Origin of the sequence: Rhodobacter capsulatus, assembly GCF_005144475.1 — a bacterium.
Taxonomy (GTDB): Bacteria; Pseudomonadota; Alphaproteobacteria; order Rhodobacterales; family Rhodobacteraceae; genus Rhodobacter; species Rhodobacter capsulatus_C.
The window spans coordinates 1-18,902 of sequence record NZ_SWJZ01000051.1; the positions used below are offsets into that span (position 1 = coordinate 1).

Annotated in this window: 13 protein-coding genes and 1 pseudogene; 7 read left to right on the forward strand and 7 right to left on the reverse strand. The window is 66.3% G+C overall.

Translation table 11 applies throughout. The annotated features are described in order from the left end of the window. The first annotated feature begins 160 nt into the window (after positions 1 to 160). From tviB to FBT96_RS20720, 6 genes and pseudogenes are all read left to right on the forward strand, one after another. Complete coding sequence (tviB, locus tag FBT96_RS12545) at positions 161 to 1,438, forward strand: Vi polysaccharide biosynthesis UDP-N-acetylglucosamine C-6 dehydrogenase TviB (protein ID WP_136907153.1); 1,278 nt, start codon at positions 161 to 163, stop codon at positions 1,436 to 1,438. Between the two features lie 166 nt (positions 1,439 to 1,604). After that, positions 1,605 to 2,759 carry a hypothetical protein gene (locus FBT96_RS12550; RefSeq protein WP_169583419.1) on the forward strand — a complete coding sequence of 385 codons (1,155 nt, stop codon included), beginning with the start codon at positions 1,605 to 1,607 and terminating at the stop codon, positions 2,757 to 2,759. A 3-nt stretch (positions 2,760 to 2,762) separates the two neighbouring features. Further along, positions 2,763 to 4,094: an O-antigen polymerase gene (locus tag FBT96_RS12555; RefSeq protein ID WP_136907157.1), complete on the forward strand. Its 1,332-nt coding sequence runs from the start codon at positions 2,763 to 2,765 to the stop codon at positions 4,092 to 4,094. After that, on the forward strand, positions 4,091 to 6,103 hold the full coding sequence (locus FBT96_RS21070; RefSeq protein WP_212635389.1) for a glycosyltransferase: 2,013 nt from the start codon (positions 4,091 to 4,093) through the stop codon (positions 6,101 to 6,103). Before FBT96_RS12555 ends, FBT96_RS21070 begins: the two co-directional genes overlap by 4 nt. Before the next feature lie 264 nt (positions 6,104 to 6,367). After that, positions 6,368 to 6,775, forward strand: a pseudogene (locus tag FBT96_RS12570) (hypothetical protein); the annotation flags it as partial. A gap of 318 nt (positions 6,776 to 7,093) precedes the next feature. After that, on the forward strand, positions 7,094 to 7,405 hold the full coding sequence (locus tag FBT96_RS20720) for a hypothetical protein (RefSeq protein ID WP_169583417.1): 312 nt from the start codon (positions 7,094 to 7,096) through the stop codon (positions 7,403 to 7,405). Positions 7,406 to 7,758: 353 nt separating this feature from the next. Here FBT96_RS20720 and FBT96_RS12575 read toward each other — a convergent pair whose 3' ends face one another. The 4 genes from FBT96_RS12575 to FBT96_RS12590 form a co-directional block, all read right to left on the reverse strand. Then, on the reverse strand, positions 7,759 to 10,536 hold the full coding sequence (locus FBT96_RS12575; protein WP_136907159.1) for a DEAD/DEAH box helicase: 2,778 nt from the start codon (positions 10,534 to 10,536) through the stop codon (positions 7,759 to 7,761). A gap of 9 nt (positions 10,537 to 10,545) precedes the next feature. Continuing rightward, complete coding sequence (locus FBT96_RS12580; RefSeq protein ID WP_136907161.1) at positions 10,546 to 11,856, reverse strand: ATP-binding protein; 1,311 nt, start codon at positions 11,854 to 11,856, stop codon at positions 10,546 to 10,548. Further along, the gene (locus tag FBT96_RS12585; RefSeq protein WP_169583421.1) at positions 11,843 to 14,512 is read right to left on the reverse strand and encodes a tellurite resistance TerB family protein; all 2,670 of its coding nucleotides are present in this window, start codon (positions 14,510 to 14,512) and stop codon (positions 11,843 to 11,845) included. The genes FBT96_RS12580 and FBT96_RS12585 overlap by 14 nt, the downstream gene beginning before the upstream one ends. Before the next feature lie 232 nt (positions 14,513 to 14,744). Next, positions 14,745 to 15,731, reverse strand: coding sequence for a threonine dehydratase (locus FBT96_RS12590; protein WP_136907163.1), 987 nt, complete (start codon positions 15,729 to 15,731; stop codon positions 14,745 to 14,747). A 127-nt stretch (positions 15,732 to 15,858) separates the two neighbouring features. Here FBT96_RS12590 and FBT96_RS12595 point away from each other — a divergent pair, with 127 nt between their 5' ends. Further along, a complete protein-coding gene (locus FBT96_RS12595; RefSeq protein WP_136907165.1) occupies positions 15,859 to 16,566 on the forward strand; it encodes an AraC family transcriptional regulator in 708 nt (235 codons plus the stop codon). A gap of 117 nt (positions 16,567 to 16,683) precedes the next feature. Here the strand turns inward: FBT96_RS12595 and FBT96_RS12600 are convergent, their stop codons facing one another. The 3 genes from FBT96_RS12600 to FBT96_RS12610 form a co-directional block, all read right to left on the reverse strand. Further along, positions 16,684 to 17,625, reverse strand: coding sequence for a phage head spike fiber domain-containing protein (locus tag FBT96_RS12600; protein ID WP_249306475.1), 942 nt, complete (start codon positions 17,623 to 17,625; stop codon positions 16,684 to 16,686). A 41-nt stretch (positions 17,626 to 17,666) separates the two neighbouring features. Next, positions 17,667 to 17,933: a spike base protein, RCAP_Rcc01079 family gene (locus FBT96_RS12605; protein WP_136907169.1), complete on the reverse strand. Its 267-nt coding sequence runs from the start codon at positions 17,931 to 17,933 to the stop codon at positions 17,667 to 17,669. 12 nt (positions 17,934 to 17,945) lie between these two features. Beyond that, the coding region (locus FBT96_RS12610; protein ID WP_136907171.1) for a sialate O-acetylesterase at positions 17,946 to 18,902 on the reverse strand (957 nt) is incomplete at its 5' end.

The window sequence follows — 18,902 nt, forward strand, 5'->3', positions numbered from 1 at the left end:
TGCCGATGCAGATGGGCGACGTGCCCGCGACCTGGGCCGATGCCACGCTCTTGCACAGCCTGACCGGCTACCGGCCGCAAACCGATTTCCGCGACGGCATCGCCCGCTTCGTCGACTGGTATCGCGACTATTACGCGAAATGAGCGAGACAGGATTTTTCATGAGCACCGTTTCAGACGCCCCCCTCGCAATCATCGGCCTCGGCTATGTCGGCCTTCCCCTTGCAGTGGAATTCGGCAAGCTGCGCCCGGTGATCGGCTTCGACATCAACGCCGGTCGCATCGCCGACCTGGCCGCGGGCCGGGACCGCACCCTCGAAGTGAGCGCCGAGGACCTGGCCGAGGCGACGCATCTGCGCTATTCCTGCGATCCCGAAGACCTGCGGGGGGCGCGGATCTTCATCGTCACCGTGCCGACGCCGATCGACGCGCACAAGCGCCCCGATCTCACGCCGCTGATCCGCGCCTCGGAAACGGTCGGCAAGGTGTTGAAAAAAGGCGATATCGTCATTTACGAAAGCACCGTCTATCCGGGCGCGACCGAGGAAGATTGCGTGCCCGTTCTGGAACGGCTGTCGGGGCTGCGCTTCAACGAGGATTTCTTCTGCGGCTACAGCCCCGAGCGGATCAACCCGGGCGACAAGGCGCATCGGCTGACGACGATCCGCAAGGTCACCGCCGGTTCGACCCCCGAAACCGCCGATACGGTCGATGCGCTTTACGCCTCGATCGTCACCGCGGGCACCTGGAAGGCCGAAAGCATCCGCGTGGCCGAAGCGGCGAAGGTGATCGAGAACACCCAGCGCGATCTCAACATCGCGCTGATCAACGAATTGGCGATCATCTTCAACCGCTTGGGGCTGGACACCGAGGCGGTGCTGAAAGCGGCGGGAACGAAGTGGAACTTCCTGCCGTTCCGTCCTGGTCTGGTGGGCGGACACTGCATCGGCGTCGATCCCTATTATCTGACCCACAAGGCCGAGGCGATGGGCTACCACCCGCAGGTGATCCTCGCCGGGCGGCGGATCAACGACGGGATGGGGGCCTATGTCGCCGGGCAGATGGTCAAGGCGATGCTGAAGAAGCGCATTCAGGTCGATGGGGCGCGGGTGCTGGTGCTGGGGCTGACCTTCAAGGAAAACTGCCCCGATCTGCGCAACACCCGCGTCGTCGATGTGGTGAACGAGCTGCGCGACTACGGGATTTCGGTCGATGTGCATGACCCTTGGGCCGATGGCGCCGAGGCGCGGCATGAATACGGGCTGGATCTGGTCGCCCGGCCGCAGGCCGCGGCCTATGACGGCATCGTTCTGGCCGTGGCCCATGCGCAGTTCCGCGACATGGGCGCGGCGGCGATCCGGGCCTTTGGCCGCAAGCTGCAGGTTCTTTACGATCTGAAGCACCTGTTCGAGGTGGAAGAAAGCGATCTGCGGCTGTGAGGCCCGCGCAGGCCGCCGTCTCGGCGCGGCGTCCGGGGGCCTTGCGGCTTTGCGGCGCCGCCGCGGGACCGGAGGCCTTCAACCTGCCTGCGGTCGCGTCACGACACACAAGGGATGAGGCATCGTGTCCGGTTATGCGGCGCTTTTGAAGATCGTGCGATTTGGAATGATCCGGGTGGTCCCGGGTCTGTTCAACTTCGCGCTGATCCCCTGGCTGCTGGTCACACTTGGCCCGGCTGCCTACGGGGTTTACTCGACCTGGCTTGGCTATGCGGCGCTGGTGGCCAATACGGTGGCCGCGATCGTGACGCAGCCGATGTTCCGCTACCTGCCGCATCGCCCCGAGGAGCGCGATCTGTTCACCGGCTTCGCCCTTGTGGCGGCATGTGTGGCCGCGGCGCTGAGCGGCGGGATCTTCCTGTCTCTCGGCGTTTCCACGACATTCGCGCTTGGCTTTGCGGCGTTTTCGTTCGGCACGGTGATCGGCGCCTCGGTCGGCGTCGATTTCGTTCTGAGCCAGCGGGTGATGCGTCTGGCCAGCTTCGAGACGCTGCGCATCCTGTCGATCCTGGGCGTGCTGGCGCTGCCGCTGCTGCGCGGGCTGCCGCTGCGGACCGAGGATGTCGTCCTTGGCCTTGCGGTATCGAACCTGCTGCCGATCCTGCTGCTGGCGGGGCGGCCCCGGCTGGCGCTGCCCTCGCGCGCCTGGCTTCTTCGCACCCTGTCTTATGGCGCGAAATCGGCCACCTGGCTGGTGATGGCGGGGCTGCCGATGGTCAGCGCCAAGACGATCCTGATGCAGGCGATGCCCGAGCACGCCTTTGGCGCCTATACCGCGGTGGCGGACCTGACCTATCGCGGCTTTGCGCTGGCCAATGCGGCGCTGATGATGTGGGCCTTTCCGCTGCTGTCGGCGCAGTTCGACGCGGGCGAAGTGGCCGAGTCCCGGCGCACCTTGCGGTTCACGCTGCTGGTCTATGCCGGTCTGGGCGCCGCGGCGGTGGCGGGGCTTCTGGGCGGGATCACCCTGTTCCAGATCGACGCGGCGGCGCTGCCCGGCGGGATGATCGGGGTGGCGCTGATCACCCTGGCCAGCTTTGGCTGGCACGGCATGTCGATCGCGCACAAACCCTTCGAGATGACGCAGCGGACAACGCAGATGGCGGCGCTGATGGCGCTGGGGGTGGCATGCTTTTACGCCAGCACCTTCGGGCTGATCCGGCTGGCCGGGTTCGAGGCGTTTTACGTGGTGATCCTGAGCCTGATCACCGTCGCCCTTGTTTATGGCGGCATCGGGCTGAGCCAGAAACTGGAGCGGTGACGGATGTTCGCATTTGATCCGCTGTCCTATTGCCTTCCGATCACCGTTCTGGGTTTTTCGCTGGTTCTTCTGCGCGCCTCCGCGCCTGGACGCTATGCGCCGGCGGGGATTCTTTTGCTGGTCTGGATCGGCGTGTTTTTGCTCCATGGCCTTGCAGCCTTTTTCCAGATCGTGCCGATTTATCCCATCGGCATGTCCGGAAGCCTTGTGCTGACGGCCGCCGTCTTTTCCCTTTGCTGGTCGATCGTCTTCTTCACCAAGGCGTTCCTGCAGTTTTCGAAACGGGGCGCGTGGACGGCCAGCCCCGTTCCCGATCCCCCGCAGGACCACGGAATTTCAGGAATGTTCCTGCTGTTCATGGTGTGTTATTCCCTCTGCGCCTTGCTGTACTTTTACCTTGTTGCGATGCGTATCGTCGGCTCCGGAAATGTTCTCGGATCCCTTCAACTGCTGCGAACAAATATCAATTATGGCGGTGCCAGCTGGGGGTTTGCCGGTTATGCCGCAACGCCCGTGACCGTTTTTTCCGCCTATGCGCTGGTCGTTTCGTCGGGCAAGGGACATTTCCGCCGCCTTGGCGTTTACACGATCATTCTTTGCGCGATTGCCATCGCGATCCTTTCCACGCAGCGCACCTCGTTTTTCATGCTGCTCATCGTGCTGGCCTTCGCATCCAGCCGGAACGGAATTCCGCCCCTGCGAACGTTGGTCAATCTCTTCATCGGAATGGTCATCGCCTTCGCGCTCATTGGCGCCCTTGTCGGCAAGATCGCCGCCGAGGGGGCTGATGTTTCCTCGTTTCTGACATCGATGTTCGAAGCCATCGTGTATTATTTCATCACGCCGCTTTCGGCCTTCGATGCGAGCCGGGTCTGGGAAGTTTCCACCTATGATGCCGGATATGTCTTGCGGTTCTTTCAGGAAGTTCTGTCCCGGATTGGTCTGGATGCGGGGGCACAAAAAGAGTTGGTGATGCCGTTCATAAATGTCCCGGTCCCGACCAATGTCTATACGTTCGGCTATGTCGCCTTTTCCGATTTCGGCTTTCTTTTCCCCATCTATTTCATGTTTGTCGGGCTGCTCGTCGGCTTCACATTCGCCCTGCCACGACGCATTCCCGCGGCCCGCGTCCTGCAGGGATTTTGCTACTATCCCATTATCATGACCCTGTATCAGGATCAGTTCCTGACCATCATGAGCACCTGGGTCCAGATCATTATCGTCCTCGGCATCTGTCATGCGTTCACAAATGTCGAAAGACGGCGCGAAATCTCTTTGCCGGATCGGCGTGAAAATTCGGAGCATGCGGAGGTAAGCCTGCAATGGAAACCATGAAAACCGATATCGTCATCGTCAACTGGAACTCCGGCGCGCAGCTGCAGGCCTGCATCGAGAGCATCCGGGCCCATGGCGCGGGCCGGGTCGGGCGCTGCACCGTTGTCGACAACGGCTCGCGCGACGGCTCCACCGATTTTCTGGCCGGGGCGGGGGATGTCGATCTGCTGGAAACCGGGCAGAACCTCGGGTTCGGCAAGGCCTGCAATCTGGGCGCCGCGCGGGGGCAAAGCCCCTTCGTGCTGTTTCTCAATCCCGATGCCTGGCTGCAACCGGGGTCGCTTCCGGTTCCGCTCGACTTCATGGCGCGGCCGGAAAACGACCGGGTGGGGATCGTCGGCATCGCGCTGACCGATGCCGATGGCACGGTGCAGCGCACCTGCGCGCGTCATCCGCGGCCGTGGCATCTTTTGGCGCGGGCGTTCGGGCTTGCCTATCTGGTTCCGGCGACCGATTTCACCCTGCGCAGCTGGGATCACGCCACCTCGCGCGCGGTCGATCAGGTCATCGGTGCCTTCTTCCTGATGCGGAGGCCGCTGTTTGAACAGCTGCAGGGCTTTGACGAGCGGTTCTTCGTCTATTTCGAGGAAGTGGACCTGTCGCTGCGGGCGCGTCAGGCCGGGTATCGGTCATATTTCCTGACCGAGGCGCAGGCCTGTCACGCGGGCGGGGGCGTCTCGTCCCAGGTCAAGGCGCATCGGCTGTTCTATGCGCTGCGCAGTCGGCTGCACTATGCGTTCAAGCACTTCTCGGCGCCGGGGGCCTGGGCGGTGGCGGCGGCCACGCTGGGCATCGAGCCGCTGACGCGGCTGGGCCTGCTGCTGTCGAAGCGGCGCTTCGGCGAAATCGGCGATCTGGGACGGGGGTTTGCCATGCTGTGGGGCTGGGCGTTGCGGGCGCCCTTCGGGGCCGCACCGGGCGGCGGCGCCACGGCGCTGCGGGTCACGATCCTGTCGCGCTACAGCCGGATGGGCGCCTCCAGCCGGTTGCGCACGATGCAATATCTTCCGCATCTTGAACGGGCCGGGGTCAAGGTGACGCTGGCGCCGTTCTTCGACGACGCCTATCTGCGCGCGCTTTATGCCGGAAAGCGGGACAAGGGCGGTTTGCTCCGTTTCCTCTGGCGCAGGCTGGGGCAATGCGTGGCTGCGCGGCGGGCGGATGTGATCTGGCTCGAGAAAGAGGCGCTGCCCTGGTTTCCCTGGGCGCTGGAGCGGCTGGTGCTGCCGCGCGGCGTGCCGGTGATCAGCGATCACGACGATGCGGTCTTTCACCGCTACGATCAGCACCGCAACCCGCTGGTGCGGCGTCTTCTGGGGCGCAAGATCGACCGGGTGATGGCGCAGTCGGCGCTGGTGACGGCGGGCAATCCCTATCTGGCCGAACGGGCGGCGGCGGCGGGGGCGCCGCGCATCGAGATCGTGCCGACCGTCGTCGATCTGGATCACTACCGGGTGCCGGGGCCGAAGCCGCCGGGCAGCCGGCTGGTGATCGGCTGGATCGGCACCCCGAGCACCTGGGCCAATTACATGCAGCCGATGCGGCCCTTGCTGACATCGGTCGCCCGGAAACAGGATGCGACGATCCTCGCGGTCGGTGCGGGTGAAGCGCCGGGCGCAGAGGGGTGTTTCGATTTCAGGGCCTGGAGCGAAGACAGCGAGGTGGATTTGATCTGCCAGATGGACATCGGCATGATGCCCCTGTCCGATACCCCGTGGGAGCGGGGAAAATGCGGCTACAAGCTCCTTCAATACATGGCCTGCGGTCTTCCGGTGGTCGCCTCGCCGGTCGGGGTGAACCGGGATATCGTCACGCATGGCGAAAACGGTTTTCTGGCCACGACCGAGGCGGAGTGGCGCGCGGCCCTGGATCAGCTGGCGGCCGATCCCGCCCTGCGGCGCAGCATGGGGGCGGCGGGACGGCGCAAGGTCGAGCAGGGTTACAGCCTGCAGATCTGGGGGCCGCGCCTTGCCGAAATGATCCGCCAGACAGCCGGTCGGCATCGATGATCTGACCGCCCCGACGGCGGCGCTGTGCCAGGAAGGAGCCGCCGCCTGAGGCACCGCGCCCGACCGCCCGACCGGGACGACCTGTTGCGCAAGTTTGTGGCGACGCGGCCTGACCTGCCCCCCGGTCGTCCCTTGTTCATAACGAGCTCGCCCTGACCAACAGCGAAGCCCTTGATTTCCCGCTCAGAACTGGCGGTTTTTCTCGCCATCATCTGCAGGGTTTCGTGTGTTTCCGCTCGAAACCCTGCAATTTCGGTCCGCCGCATGAAGCATCGCTCCCGCCCGCCGGAACAAGACGCCCTGTTGCGCCCGCGTCTGATCGACCCCGCGCCACGGGTTGGTGAAACTCGCCGCGCGGATCGATTGGGAGGTGTTCGAGCGCCAATGGTCCGGGTTCTTCCCCTCGGGCACCGGTCGTCCGGCGCCGCCGCCCCGGTTGGTCGTCGCGCGTTGGGTCGAGAATCCCTACTACCAGCATTTCACCGGCGAGACCGTTCGTCGGGAAAACAGTCCCCCGGACTGTTTTCTGATCCTCCTCACTTCAGCATCGCCCGCCGATTGATCCCTCGTCGTTGACGCGCTGGCGCCAGCGCATCGGCGAGTTCGGCGGCTTGCGCCACTGGTTCGAGCAGGCAGCGGAACGGGGTGGAATGGATGCTGACGCAGACGATCCTGGGGGCGCCGGTCCCCCCGCCCCCGGCCCCTTCCCACGCCCGGCCGCGCCGCCTTTGGACGGATTGCCCGGGCGCGATTTTGCCCGCGCAATCCCTGAGGCGCGGGACGCCCGCAAGCCGCGACGGCCCTGGTGGTTCCCTCTGCCCGGCAACAAGGGCAGCACCGCCGCAGCACCCGCCCTTACCGTTCTGAAAGATCCCGATCGGCGCCTCGAGGCGGTTGCGGCTGGCGGGCGGTGCCGAGGTCACGCTAAGGTTCGATCCAGACGGCGGGTTGCATCTCGATTTCCACGAATGCGGGCCGGACTTCGCGGTGATGCTGCAGCCCGTGACCGATGTCGTCGCCCCGAAACCCGGCGCGGCGCAGGTGGTGCGCGCGGCTCCGCCGCTCCCCGACACGCCCGGGCTGCCGCGCTGGACCTATGCGGGCGAGGGCGGCGCGCCGTCTACCCCCGCTGGCGCCATGCCCTTCGCGCTGGAACCCGCGGATGCGCAATGTTTCCAGGCCGCCGGTTGGACGGCCTCGCAGGCGCCGGTTCTGGCTGGCCTGCCCCGCCCGACCGGGAAATGTTCCTCGACTGGCTTGCCGGTCCGCGTGATCCCCGCGCCCGGCCCCTGCGCCCCCTGATGTCCGAGGGTCCGCGCAGCGTTCTTGTGCTGACCGGCCGAAGCCTTGCGCTCAACGGCGCGCTGCGCCGGAGCGAACTTCGGGCCCTCGCCCCGCAGCTGCTGGCGGCCGCGGAACGACCGGCCGATCCGGATGCGCTTGCGGATGCGCTTGCGGCCGGATTGCCCGATCCGCTGCGGCTGCGGGCCCCCGATGTGCCGTTGCGCCTGCGCTACGGATCCCTGTCCGGGGCCCGTGATCGCGCGGAACGACCAAGGCTGCACGACGGGACACCGGTTCCCGACCCAAGGCGGTCCATGCGCCTTTTGCGGCTTGTGCGGGACTGCGCGCAAAACGCGTGCTGAAAGGGGATTTCACCGGCGCATCCGCAAGATATCGTCGAACGCGCAGCCCAGCCTTTGTTCTGCCTTCAGAACCACCAAAGCCGCCGCGCGCGCGTCTTCCGCGGCGTCGTGATGCGCGAAGTCGAGGCAAAGACGGTCCTTCAGATGCGCCAGGCCATGCCCGCCCTTGCCGCGAAACTCGGGCCAGGCGCAGCGGGCGATCCGGACGCTGTCCTGCCAGCGCCAGTCCGGTTCCGACAGGCCCGCCAAGGCAAAAGCGCCAGAGATCGCCCGCTGATCGAAGCCGCTGTGCTGAAAGATCACATGACGGCTCAGCAACGGCTCAAGGCGCGCGATGACCTCGAAAAATCTTGGTGCGCCACGCACTTTCGCAGGCCCGATCCCGTGCAATTGCGTGTTGAACGGCGCGAACGGAACCTCGGGGTCGATATAGCTCGACCAGCTGTCGATCGTCCCGTCAGGACGCACGCAGGCCAGGCCGATCTGGCAGATGCTTGCGCAATCTCCGTTGGCGGTTTCGACATCAAGCGCCACAAAGCGATACTCCGCGTCCGGCAGCGGCGGAATGGCGCCCGATGGCGCGCGGAAGGTCTCGGCTTCGACCGGGGATGACACGATCCCTTTGAGCAGCCGGGCACAAAGTCCCGGCAAGGCGTCGGCGTCCAGCCGTGAACTGCGCGCATCGGTGCGCAGCAGATCCTCGTCAAGATAGGGGTGATAGGGTTCGAAGATAAGGTTCGGCCCCGCCGCGAAAAAATCCACCGCCGCCCCCTCGGCCCAGCGCGCGAGCGTCTTTTCAAGGGGCGGCGCATCCGTGCCGCAGGTGACCTCAAGAAACCCGTCATGGCGTTCGACCTGATGCCCGACGCCCTGCAACGCCAGGGCGAGCGTCGCGGTTTTCACGGTGCCGCATCCCGTCGCCAGAAACCAGCTTCTTGGACCGATGTTCACGAGCGCGGACCGCCCGAAACCGGCGGCATGATACTGGCTGCGGGCCTCGGACAGCAATTCCGCCGCGGTCCGGTCCATGTAGACCGGGGTCTGATCGCCCGTGTAGATCTCGCGCATCTTTTCGATCACCCGGTCATGGATCAGCCCGGGCTCGCCGCCGAAACGGGGCGGCACACCGCCCTTTGCAGGCTCGACGACGATGATTTTCGCGCCGGTGTCGATGTCCCGCACGCTCCAGCGACGCCCGGAAAAGATCAGCATCATTCCGGGGGCAAGGATGTTGTCGAGCGGGATCGTGCCAAGGTCGCGGCCCGCCGATATCAGCCGGTATTCCTCGGGTGTCGGGAAGACGGCGTAGAACCCGTAATGCTCGACCAGTTTTTCGCCGCGCGGGCCGAGCAACAAAAGCCCGTTGGCGGCCTGTTCGATCAGCCCGGCCTCGGCACGTCCGATCGCGCGCAGGACATCCGTGAAGAGCGGCGCCGAGACCTGGCGAAACGGCCCTTCCTTGCACAAAAGCCGATACAGCTGTGACGCCGAGGCGCCGCCCTGCCCCGCAATCACCGAAAGAACCTGATGCACGAGCGTCGAAAGATGCAGCTGATCGGCGCGCGGAGGCTCGCACCAGCCCGCAAGCAAAAGCTCGATCATCGCCACCGCGCGAACAAGGCCAAGCCGCAGCCGGTCGACAAGCCCGCTTTGCGGCGTCAACCGCGTCTCGACAGAATACTGCCGCAAGATCGCGGGCTGGCCCGCGCGGCGCCCCGAACGGCCAAGCCGCTGGCGCAAGGCGGCCACGCTGAACGGCGCGCCGATCTGCGCCACGCAGGTGACATCCCCGATGTCGATGCCCAGTTCAAGCGTCGAGGTGCAGATCGCGGTGGTGGGTTTGCTTCGGTCCTTCAGCCGCGTTTCGACGAAATCGCGATGCTCGCGCGACAAGGAGGCATGGTGGGGATAGAATTCCTGCGGCAGACGGGCCTCCTCGCAGCGCGCACGCAGCCGGTCGGCATAGATTTCAACGGATTGCCGCGCCCCCGCGAAGACCAGATTGTCACTGCCGCGCAGATGCTCGAAGAGATGCGCGGCAATCGCATCGGTGGCCGAGGGACCGGTTTCGTCCTCCGCCCCCGAGAGATACCCGCGCAGCTGCAGGCGCAACTCTGCCTCGCCCCCCGAGGCCTCGATCAGCGCGACCGTTTCGGGGGCATCGGGGCGCAGGTAGCGCCGCGCAAGGCCCATGTCGCCCAGCGTCGCCGAAAGACCGATCCGCCGCAGGGACTGGCCCGTGGCCTGTTCCAGCCGGGTCAGAAGCGAACGCACCTGCACGCCGCGCTCGCTGTCGAGGATGGAATGCAGTTCATCCAGCACCACGCAGCGCGTGGCGCCGAAAAGACGCGGGATTTCAAGCCCGCGCCGCACGAACAGCGCCTCGAGCGATTCCGGCGTGATCAGCAGGATGCCGCGCGGCGCCTTGAGGGCGCGCGCTTTCACCGAAGCCGCGACATCGCCATGCCAGGGCACGACGGGCAGACCGCTCTCGGCACAGATGTCCTCAAGCCGCCGCGCCTGATCGGTGATCAAGGCCTTGAGCGGACCGATATAAAGCAGATCAAAGCCCGGTTCTGCGGCGGGGGCCTGCAGCACCTGCGAGATCAGCGGCAGGAAGGCCGCCTCGGTCTTGCCCCCGGCCGTGGCCGCGGCAAGGATCAGATCGCCCTGCCCGTCGCAAATCGCGCCAATCGCGCGGCTCTGGATGTCGCGCAACTCGCGCCACCCCTGCGCGCGGATCCATTTCTGAACCGGACGGGCGAGTTTCTCGAAGGCGCCGCTCACCGCAGTCTCCTAAAGCCGGAAACTGACAAGCTCGTCCTCCCCTTGCGGCGGCGCGGCCCCGGTCGTTTCGTCGACATCGCTCATGTCATCGCCCTGATCGGGGCGCAGCTCGATGCCGGTGATCAGATCGGACCAGGCGACGCCGGAGTTTTGCTGCAACACGGCCAAAAGGTTGACAAAAGCCGTGACCGTGTTGCGCGGGGTGCGGAAATAGGCCTCGCCGATGCGGTCCGCACAATGCGCCATGAAGGCTTCGAGCGCGGCATCGGGAACCATGTCGTTTTCGTGCTGCATGACCGCGCGGATGTTGTGCAGAAGCACGAACAGATCCTCGGGCGTCAGGCTGGCAAGCCGCATCACCGGCCCGGACAGATCGACCAGCCCGTCACGCGCGAAGCTGTTTTCCGCAAGCCGCGATTGCAGCGCCTCGTAGCTGTAAAGACCGCGCCGGGTGTTCATCAGGAATTCCGGCGTGCCCCCCATCAGGAACCCCAGATGTTCGGCGCTGCCTTGCAGCACGTCGTTGAGAATGCGCAGGATCTGCTCGTAATTCGCGTTGCGCGCCTGCGCCGAGGTCAGCTTGAACAGGTTCACCATCTCGTCAAGCCCGACCAGCAGCCCCTTGTAGCCCGCCGCGCGCACGAAGGCCGACATCAGCTTGAGATGATCATAGACGCTTGCATCGTCGACGATCGTGCGCACGCCAAGCGCCTTGCGCGCATCGGTGCGGGTGGCGAACTCGGCGCGCAGCCATCGCAGCGCCGCCGATTTCAGCTCTTCATCGCCCGCCTCATGCCCCTCCCAGTAGCGGCGGATGACCTCGGCAAACTCGAAACCGCCGGTCAATTCCTCGAAATGCGCCAGCCGCGCGCGGATCACCCTGCCCGTCGGCGTATCGGTCTCGTCCGCCTCGCGTTGCGCTTGCGAAACGAAGCGTTCGACAACGCTGGCCAGCGCCCCGCCATCCGACTTGGTGCGGGTCGAAAGATTGCGCGCCATCTCGGCATAAAGCCCGCGCGCCTGCCCGCCCGAGGCATGCAGACGCCGATCCGGGGCCAGATCGGCATACATCACCACAAGCCCCTTTTCCAACGCCACCAGCCGGATCAGGTTCATGAAGAACGTCTTGCCCGAACCGTATTCGCCGATCACGAAGCGGATTGCGGCGCCGCCATCGGCGATGCGCTCGATATCCCGGACCAGCTCCTCGATTTCGCGCACGCGGCCGACCTGAAGGTGCCGAAGCCCCTGCTTGGGGACGACACCGGCGCGCAAGGCCTGCACGATCGCATCGCGCTCACGGGGTTTAAGCGTCGACATTCTCTTCCTCCTTGGCAAATTGCGCCCGCACCGCAGCGGCAATCTGCGGCGCCACGTCGTAACCGTCGTAAGCGTCCAGCAGCGCCTCGTCATGCGTCTCGAACGCCCATTCGTTGATCGCCTCCAGCGCCCCGGCGGGCATCAGCCCGTGCCGTTTGCAGGCCGCCTCGAAGGCCTCTTCGGTCAGATGCGTCTGCTCGGCGATCTCGCGGACCAGGGCGGTGGCGGCCGCATCGAGCCCCTGCAGCACCGCCGCAGGCGCGGGTTCCGTGACCGCGGCCTCCTCTGCCTGCACGCCGAAAATCTCGCCCAGAACGGAGGACACGCGCGCCGTATCGGACCGGATCGCCGCGATCAGAGCGGGGTCAAGCCGCGGCCGGGAGGGGCGTTCGTCATCGGGGATCGCCTCCCCCGGAGCACCCGCGCGCGCAGGCTTGACCCGCACCGGGCCGTCGATGGCGTCGCCCGCGTGAATGTCGGAGTAGACGAGCCCCGGATCAAGGCCGAGCGCCTTGTAGATTTTTTCGATCCCCGCGACCTCTTCGGACTGGATCAGACCGTCGGCATGGGCCGCGGCCACCAGCGCCGCGCGCAACGCCGCCTGCGCTTCCGGCCCGGCCTCCTTGAGCTTGCGGCGCAACAGCGCCATGTCCGACGGCACCGCGAGCAGCCATTCCATGTTGGCTTTCAGGCGTGCCCGCTCGGGCGCCGTGATCTCTGCGGCCTGATCGATCCGCGCCAGAAGCGCGTGCCGCTCCGCCTCCGAGATCACCCCATCCGCCAGCACGACGAAAACCCCCAGCGCAAGTTCGAGCAGCGCAGCGCGATAGGCCGGAGAGACATCCTCCAGATTTTCGACAGGGGTTTCAAGAGCATGGATCACCAGCGGCTCGTCAATCTTCGGCGCCCGAAGCGCAAAGCGCGGATCGGGGGCCAGTCCGAAGCCGATGCGGGCCAGCGTGTCGGCCGCCCCGGTCAGCAGCGCCTTGGTAAGCTTCTCGGGCCGCTCCCCCTCGATCCGCGCAATCACATCGGCGGCGGGAACAAGGCCCCCCTCCGCCACGCGGGCGGCAGCCCAGGCCTGCAATTGCACCAACGCCTCCGAGGGGAACAGCGCGCGCAACGCGGGAGGCAGCAGGGCCTGCGCCGCAAGGCTGCCGCGCCCCTCCGGATTGCGCCCGAGATAGCGGCTGAACATGTCGAGCGCCTCGGTCACCTCATCGACGATTTCCTGCGCGATCTCGACGGGTTTCCTGACACCCGAGATATCGGGAACAGGTTTGCCGTTGACGGTGGGGGACAGGTCCGCGTGAAACTCTTGCGAGGCGGCCTGATAGCGGGCGGCAAGCGTCTTGCGGGGTTTTGCGATCTTGAGGCCGTCCGGAAAGCGCTGCTCGAACTGCAATTTGAACAAGGCCCGGAATTCTTCCGGGCAGCGCGTCGCCGCGGTGCGCAAGGAGTGCTCGGGGTGGCAGATGAACCAGCTCAGCACCCAGTCCCAGGTGAGCGGGACCTCCTGCGCGATCTTCGTGCCGATCGCGACTTTCAAACTGAAAGGCAGGTCCCAGCCGCGGAACTCGAAAATCGGCGCCGTCGCGGCCGCATCCAGAACCGCGATCTGCGCGATCTGGATGAACTCGCCCAGATACCGCTGCACCGATCCGTTCGCGGCGTAAAGCGCAGAAAGCCGCCTGACCTCCTCCAGGATTTCGCGCTTTTCCGCATCGGGCGCCGGATCGACAAAGAAGCGCCGCTCCAGCCCGTAGAAATAGAGGAACATGTAGCCCGGGTTATAGCTGGCGTCGCGACGCCCGTCGGCAAGCCAATCGAGATAGGTGGCCCGGCAGACCGGGGCAATATCGGAATAGCTTGGCCAGTAGGGCATCTGGCGGCCCTCCTTGTCGGTGCCGTCAGGGGCGACCGGAAGCGCGGGGTCGATGAACGGACGGCTCCTGGTGTAATAGCCGTCGCCCTCAAGGCGCAGCGGGGTGCCAACATAGACCATCCCGCCGAGATCGCGCCCGGCCAGATCGACGCTATGATGGCGCGGAACCCAGCCTTGCAAGGAACGCGCCGGTGTCGGGCGCCTTGCCGGAGCTTGCGGTTGCGGCGGTTCGTCACGACCTGCCTTGCGCTGCTCTTCCAGCTCCCTTTGACGGTTGTTCCTCCAATCGTTCTGTCCAGACCGATGCTGTTCTGCGCGCTCGCGTTGCGCCCGCAACGCTTCGCGGTCGCGCCGAAGGCGTTCGTCCCCCGCCGCATCCCCCGTCGCATCCGGGCGCGGTGCCTCCGTCGGCTGCGGCAGGACTTGCGGGGCAGGCGCGGCTTCGCCGGTTTCAAGGCTGTCGCGACCGATCCAGACGGCCCCGGGCAAGGCCGCGCCGACCTTGACGGGCGGAAGGGGCGGCGGGGCGACGATGCGGGCATCTTGCGCCTGAAGCGCATTGTCCGGCGTTTCAGGCGTGTCGCGACGCCGCCGCCTGCGGCGCCGTCTCTCCTGCGCCCAGACCAAGACCGCCGGCGCCCCGAACGCCAAAGCGATCTGCGCGCCGACCGGCCAGTTTTGCGGCCCCAAAGCGATCGCAAACAGGCACAGCAGGAAATAAAGCGCATAAAAGAGCGTCATGCGGAGAAGCGTAACGACGACTGCGAGCATTGCGGGTCTCAAATATGTGATGCTTATATCCCGTCAATCTGAGCGATGTCCGAGGTTTAAGCAAGACGCCGAAAGGGTCGGGAAAGACGCTGCGCCGATGGCGGTCTTCAGGCGCAATGATCTCTGTCTGCAAGAGACGGGCACCGACATTGCGAAGCCCGCATGGCGGCCCGGTGCCTGCGGGGGAAAGGCGGCGGTGCTGCGCCCCGGGCGCCTTTCTTCCTTGCTCCGGTCAGGGCTTCGCTGCCCTTGCATCGCCGGGCGTTTGCCCCGCGAGCACCGCAAGCAAGGTCTCGCGGTCGATGTTGCCGCCGCTCAGGATCACCGCCGCACGCTTTCCCGCATACCGGGCACGGCATTTCATCAGCCCCGCCAGCGCCGCGGCACCTGCGCCTTCGGCAAGGTTGTGGGTGTCGGTGAACAGCACCCGCATCGCCTCGGCGATCTCTGCCTCCGCCACCTCGACCAGATCGGCGGCCCCGCGCAGGATCACCTCCAGCGCCTCGGGCGGCGGTTCGCGGCAGGCGATGCCATCGGCAAAGGTCTGCGCCGCAAGGCCGGGCACCGGATGACCGGCCCGGAACGCCCGCGCAAAGGCCGGGGCGCGCTCTGCCACCACGCCGACGATCTCGGTCTTGAGCCCCAGCAGGTCGCGCATCGCGATCAGCCCGCAGAGCCCCGAGCCCATGCCCACCGGCGCGAAGACCACATCGATCCCCTGCCAATCAGCAAAAAGTTCAAGCGCATAGGTCGCGACACCCTGCACCAGATCGCGGTGGAACGAGGGCACCATCCGGTAGCCCCGCGCCGCGGCCTCGGCGGCGGCGCGGCCCCGGGCGGCGTCGAAATCTTCGCCCGCGATCAGCACCTCGCCGCCAAAGGCCCGCATCGCGGCGTTCTTCTCGGGGGAATTGCCCTTCGGCACCACGATCAGCGCCGGAATGCCCGCTGCCCGCGCGCCGATCGCGATCGACTGGCCATGGTTGCCGCGCGTCGCCGTCACCACGCCCGGCGGCAACCCGGCCCGGCGCAGCCGCTCCATGTAAACCAACCCGCCACGCGCCTTGAACGCGCCGGTGGGGGTGTGGTTCTCGTGCTTGACGATCACCTCGAGCCCCAGCCGCGCCGCCAGAAGCGGCCAGGCATAGGCGGGCGTGGGCGGCACGCGGGGGCGCAAGATCGCCACGGCATCGGCAATCTCCTCTTTCGTAAACTGCATTGCAACCTCCTGTTTCGCAACGCTTTAGCAGCCAAGAGAGAGCCGGGCTTTCATGGATCGCACATAAAGTCGCGCCGAAGCCGCAAGCGGGGCTGCGCGACGGCGCAGGTTGCGATAGGCTTTTGCCATGAGCGTGGCATCGCAACAGACAGCCCCGGGCGCAGGGGTCCTTCGGGCGCAGGTCGGGCGCTGGCGGGCAGAGCTTTGGGCGGCGGCGCCCTATTGCGTGCGCTACACCCCCGCGGCCGGGGGGCTCGGCTTCGCCTTCGATCCGCAAATCGGCGAACATGCGTTTGGCAACGACCGGCGCGAGGGGTTCATCGCGCGGGCGGGGGGGCTGGCCTGGGTCCCGGCGGGCTGCGACGTCTATTCCGCCTCCGAGCGGGGCGGCGCCTATCTGCGGATCGAGGGGCTTTGCGGTCCCGACCGACCGGTGCGCGACCTGACGGACCGGGGGGCCGAGGTCGCGGCACAGGCGCTGCGCCGTGCCCTTCTGACCGGCGCCGATCCTCTGCAGGCCGAAGCGCCGATCCTGACCCTTGCCGCGCGGCTTGCCGCGGTTCAGGCGGCCCCCCGGACCGCCCCGCGCGGCTGGATGACGCCGCAGCGGCTGCGCCGGATCGACGCCCTGATCGAGGCCCGGCTCGAGGAGCCTTTGCTTGTCTCCGACCTCGCCGCGGCGCTCGGCCTTTCGCCCGGCTTCTTTGCCCGCGCGTTTCACGAGGCGACCGGGCGTGCGCCGCGCACGCATATCCTGGCTCGGCGCCTGAACCGCGCCACCGATCTGGTGCGCGGCACGCGCCGCCCGCTGGCCGAGATCGCTGCCGTCTTGTAGCGCGCGATCAGCTTTCGGACGGACGCGGAACAGCTTTCGGACGAAATTTTTTACCGGCCTGCAGATCCTGACACGCTCAGACAGCCTCCGCCGCGGCAAATCCCAGATCGACCCGCGTCACAGCGCCCCGGCTGGATACAGGCTCAGCAGGTAGATGCTTCCTGCGCCGATCGTCAGCGCCCCGCCCGGATGTGCGACCCCTTTGGTGTCGGTCGTTCCCGCGGCATCGATGCGGCGGAGATCATAGCTTCCCGCCGCCACCGCCACGCTGGCCAGATCGGCCGCCCGGGTGACCGCGGAGGCCTCGGTCAGAATGACCGAACTGGCCGCGGCCCCGACCTCCAGCTGCGCACCCCAGAGATGAAGCCCCGACGCCCCATTGCCCAGGTAACTCGTGTTGCCGTTTCCGCCCGCCACGCTTGGATAAACGCTGAAGCTGCCAGTCGCCGCCGCCTGCGTCTGCATCACGCTGCAGCGATACCAGCCATTCCCCGCCGCCACGATCTGCGCCACATGCCCCGCCGCACCCTGCGACACCACCCCAAGCGTCCCCGTCTGCAGGTCGAAATAGGTGGTGCGGAACTGGTTGGCACTGTCCGCGGTCACCAGGGCAAACCACCGACGCTCAGCGGCCTTGACGAAAATCGAGGCGACCACAGCCGTCCCCGCCGCGATCTGCGTCCCGGTGCGGGCCACGAAGTGGCTGTTGTTGCTGGTATCTTCGACAAGCTTGTCGGCCGTCATGGTACCATCCGGGGCCAGCGCGGCATTTGCCAGCACGCTGGCCCGGGTTTTGCCCCAGGACGCGGTCTCGAACTGCGCACTGTTGGGCAGCAGGTTGGTCGCGGATGCCTCAAGCAGAAGCGCCCGCTTGCCCGCACTGTAATCATAGCGGGGCTGATCGACCGGGGCAGACCTGATCAGCCCGTCAGCACCCACATAGGTCGCCGGGCTGGCCCGCGTCAGGGCCCAGGGCGACCCGAGGGCAAGACCCGTCACAAAATCATGCAGCATCACCGGCATGACCCCGCCCACGGCATAGCCTGCGAGCAGTTGCACGCCGCCCCCGCCCATTCCGCACCCTGAAAGACCCAGCGACATCATTCCCACCCCGTCAGCCCTTCGGCGCTGGTGCCGGTAAGCCAGATGCGGCTGGCCCAGATCGGGTGTTGCCCGACCGGTAGCCATCCGGTGGTGCAGATCGCGCCGCCCCGGGCTGCAGTGTATTTGACGACTCCACCCTTTTCGCCGATCGTCACGGCGCGCACGGGCACGGGCAGGTCAACCGCGTCATTGGGGGTGACCGCAAAAGAGGACAGGGCCGGGCCCGTCAGATCGATACGTTCCCCCTTGAAATAATCACTCATGTAGATCTCTCCTCAGTTGTCGATGCGCAGCATGCGGTACCCGGTGCCGCCGCTGTCCGCCGCCCCGATCTTGACTTTCTTGGTCACGGTGACGCCCCCGATCTTCGTCAGCAGCGTCGCGCTGGTCTGGTTGTCCGCCGCCGGAGCCTGAAACACTGCCAGAGTCAGACCGGCGGCGATCAGGCCCCAGTAATCGTCGCTCGAAACCAGGCGCCCGCCACTGCCGGGATCGCACTCCACGTTGACCGACTTGGCGCCGACCCGCGCCTGCAATCTGGCGCGGGCGGCGCCGTCGGTGCTGTTGTTGACGATCGCCAGCAACGATGCCCCTGCCCAGTCCTTGACGAAGGCGCCGAAATACCCGGCCAGCGGCAACGACCGGCCGAAAACAAAACCACCGGTGTTTTCGCCATCATATTGCCAGTTCTCGCCCACGGCCGCCGAGCCGCCGCCGTTTGCGTAGGCGTCCCAAGCGAGATCGGAGGCCTCCCAGTATCCGGCACCGGTCATGTGGATGTAGCTGTCCGTCGGATCCCAAAACACCTGCGGCAGAAGGTTCGTATCGACAAATCGGCGCCTACCGGCATCCATCGAAACCGCCATGCGAATGGCGAGGTCCATGATGCTTTCCAAATTCGTCGACCAGTACGGCGAGAGCCCGGAGCAAATCACCGGAGCCGTCCTGCCAAACCACGGCAGTTCGCGGAAGCGCACGATCAGCGCGTCGAGCAGCGCCGGATAGCCTGCCGCATTGCTGGCGTCGGCCTCTCCCTGCCACCAGAAGGCCGCATCGATACGGTCCACGGTCTGGCCGGTCAGCGCCGCGATTTCGGCGAGCGCCGCGGGCACGTTGGCCAGTGTCGCCGTCCACATGGCCGGATCAGCCGCGGCGGCGTCCCATTGCGCAATCGGGATGCCGCCGCGCGAGATATTGATGACAAACACGGGCCGCGTCGGATATTCGATCGC

Bases quoted from the DNA above. Each gene is read 5' to 3' on its own strand.
- tviB (WP_136907153.1), top strand. From the start codon at position 161: ATGAGCACCGTTTCAGACGCCCCCCTCGCAATCATCGGCCTCGGCTAT.
- FBT96_RS12550 (WP_169583419.1), top strand. From the start codon at position 1,605: ATGATCCGGGTGGTCCCGGGTCTGTTCAACTTCGCGCTGATCCCCTGG.
- FBT96_RS12555 (WP_136907157.1), top strand. From the start codon at position 2,763: ATGTTCGCATTTGATCCGCTGTCCTATTGCCTTCCGATCACCGTTCTG.
- FBT96_RS21070 (WP_212635389.1), top strand. From the start codon at position 4,091: ATGAAAACCGATATCGTCATCGTCAACTGGAACTCCGGCGCGCAGCTG.
- FBT96_RS20720 (WP_169583417.1), top strand. From the start codon at position 7,094: ATGCTGCAGCCCGTGACCGATGTCGTCGCCCCGAAACCCGGCGCGGCG.
- FBT96_RS12580 (WP_136907161.1), bottom strand. From the start codon at position 11,856: ATGTCGACGCTTAAACCCCGTGAGCGCGATGCGATCGTGCAGGCCTTG.
- FBT96_RS12585 (WP_169583421.1), bottom strand. From the start codon at position 14,512: ATGCTCGCAGTCGTCGTTACGCTTCTCCGCATGACGCTCTTTTATGCG.
- FBT96_RS12590 (WP_136907163.1), bottom strand. From the start codon at position 15,731: ATGCAGTTTACGAAAGAGGAGATTGCCGATGCCGTGGCGATCTTGCGC.
- FBT96_RS12595 (WP_136907165.1), top strand. From the start codon at position 15,859: ATGAGCGTGGCATCGCAACAGACAGCCCCGGGCGCAGGGGTCCTTCGG.
- FBT96_RS12605 (WP_136907169.1), bottom strand. From the start codon at position 17,933: ATGAGTGATTATTTCAAGGGGGAACGTATCGATCTGACGGGCCCGGCC.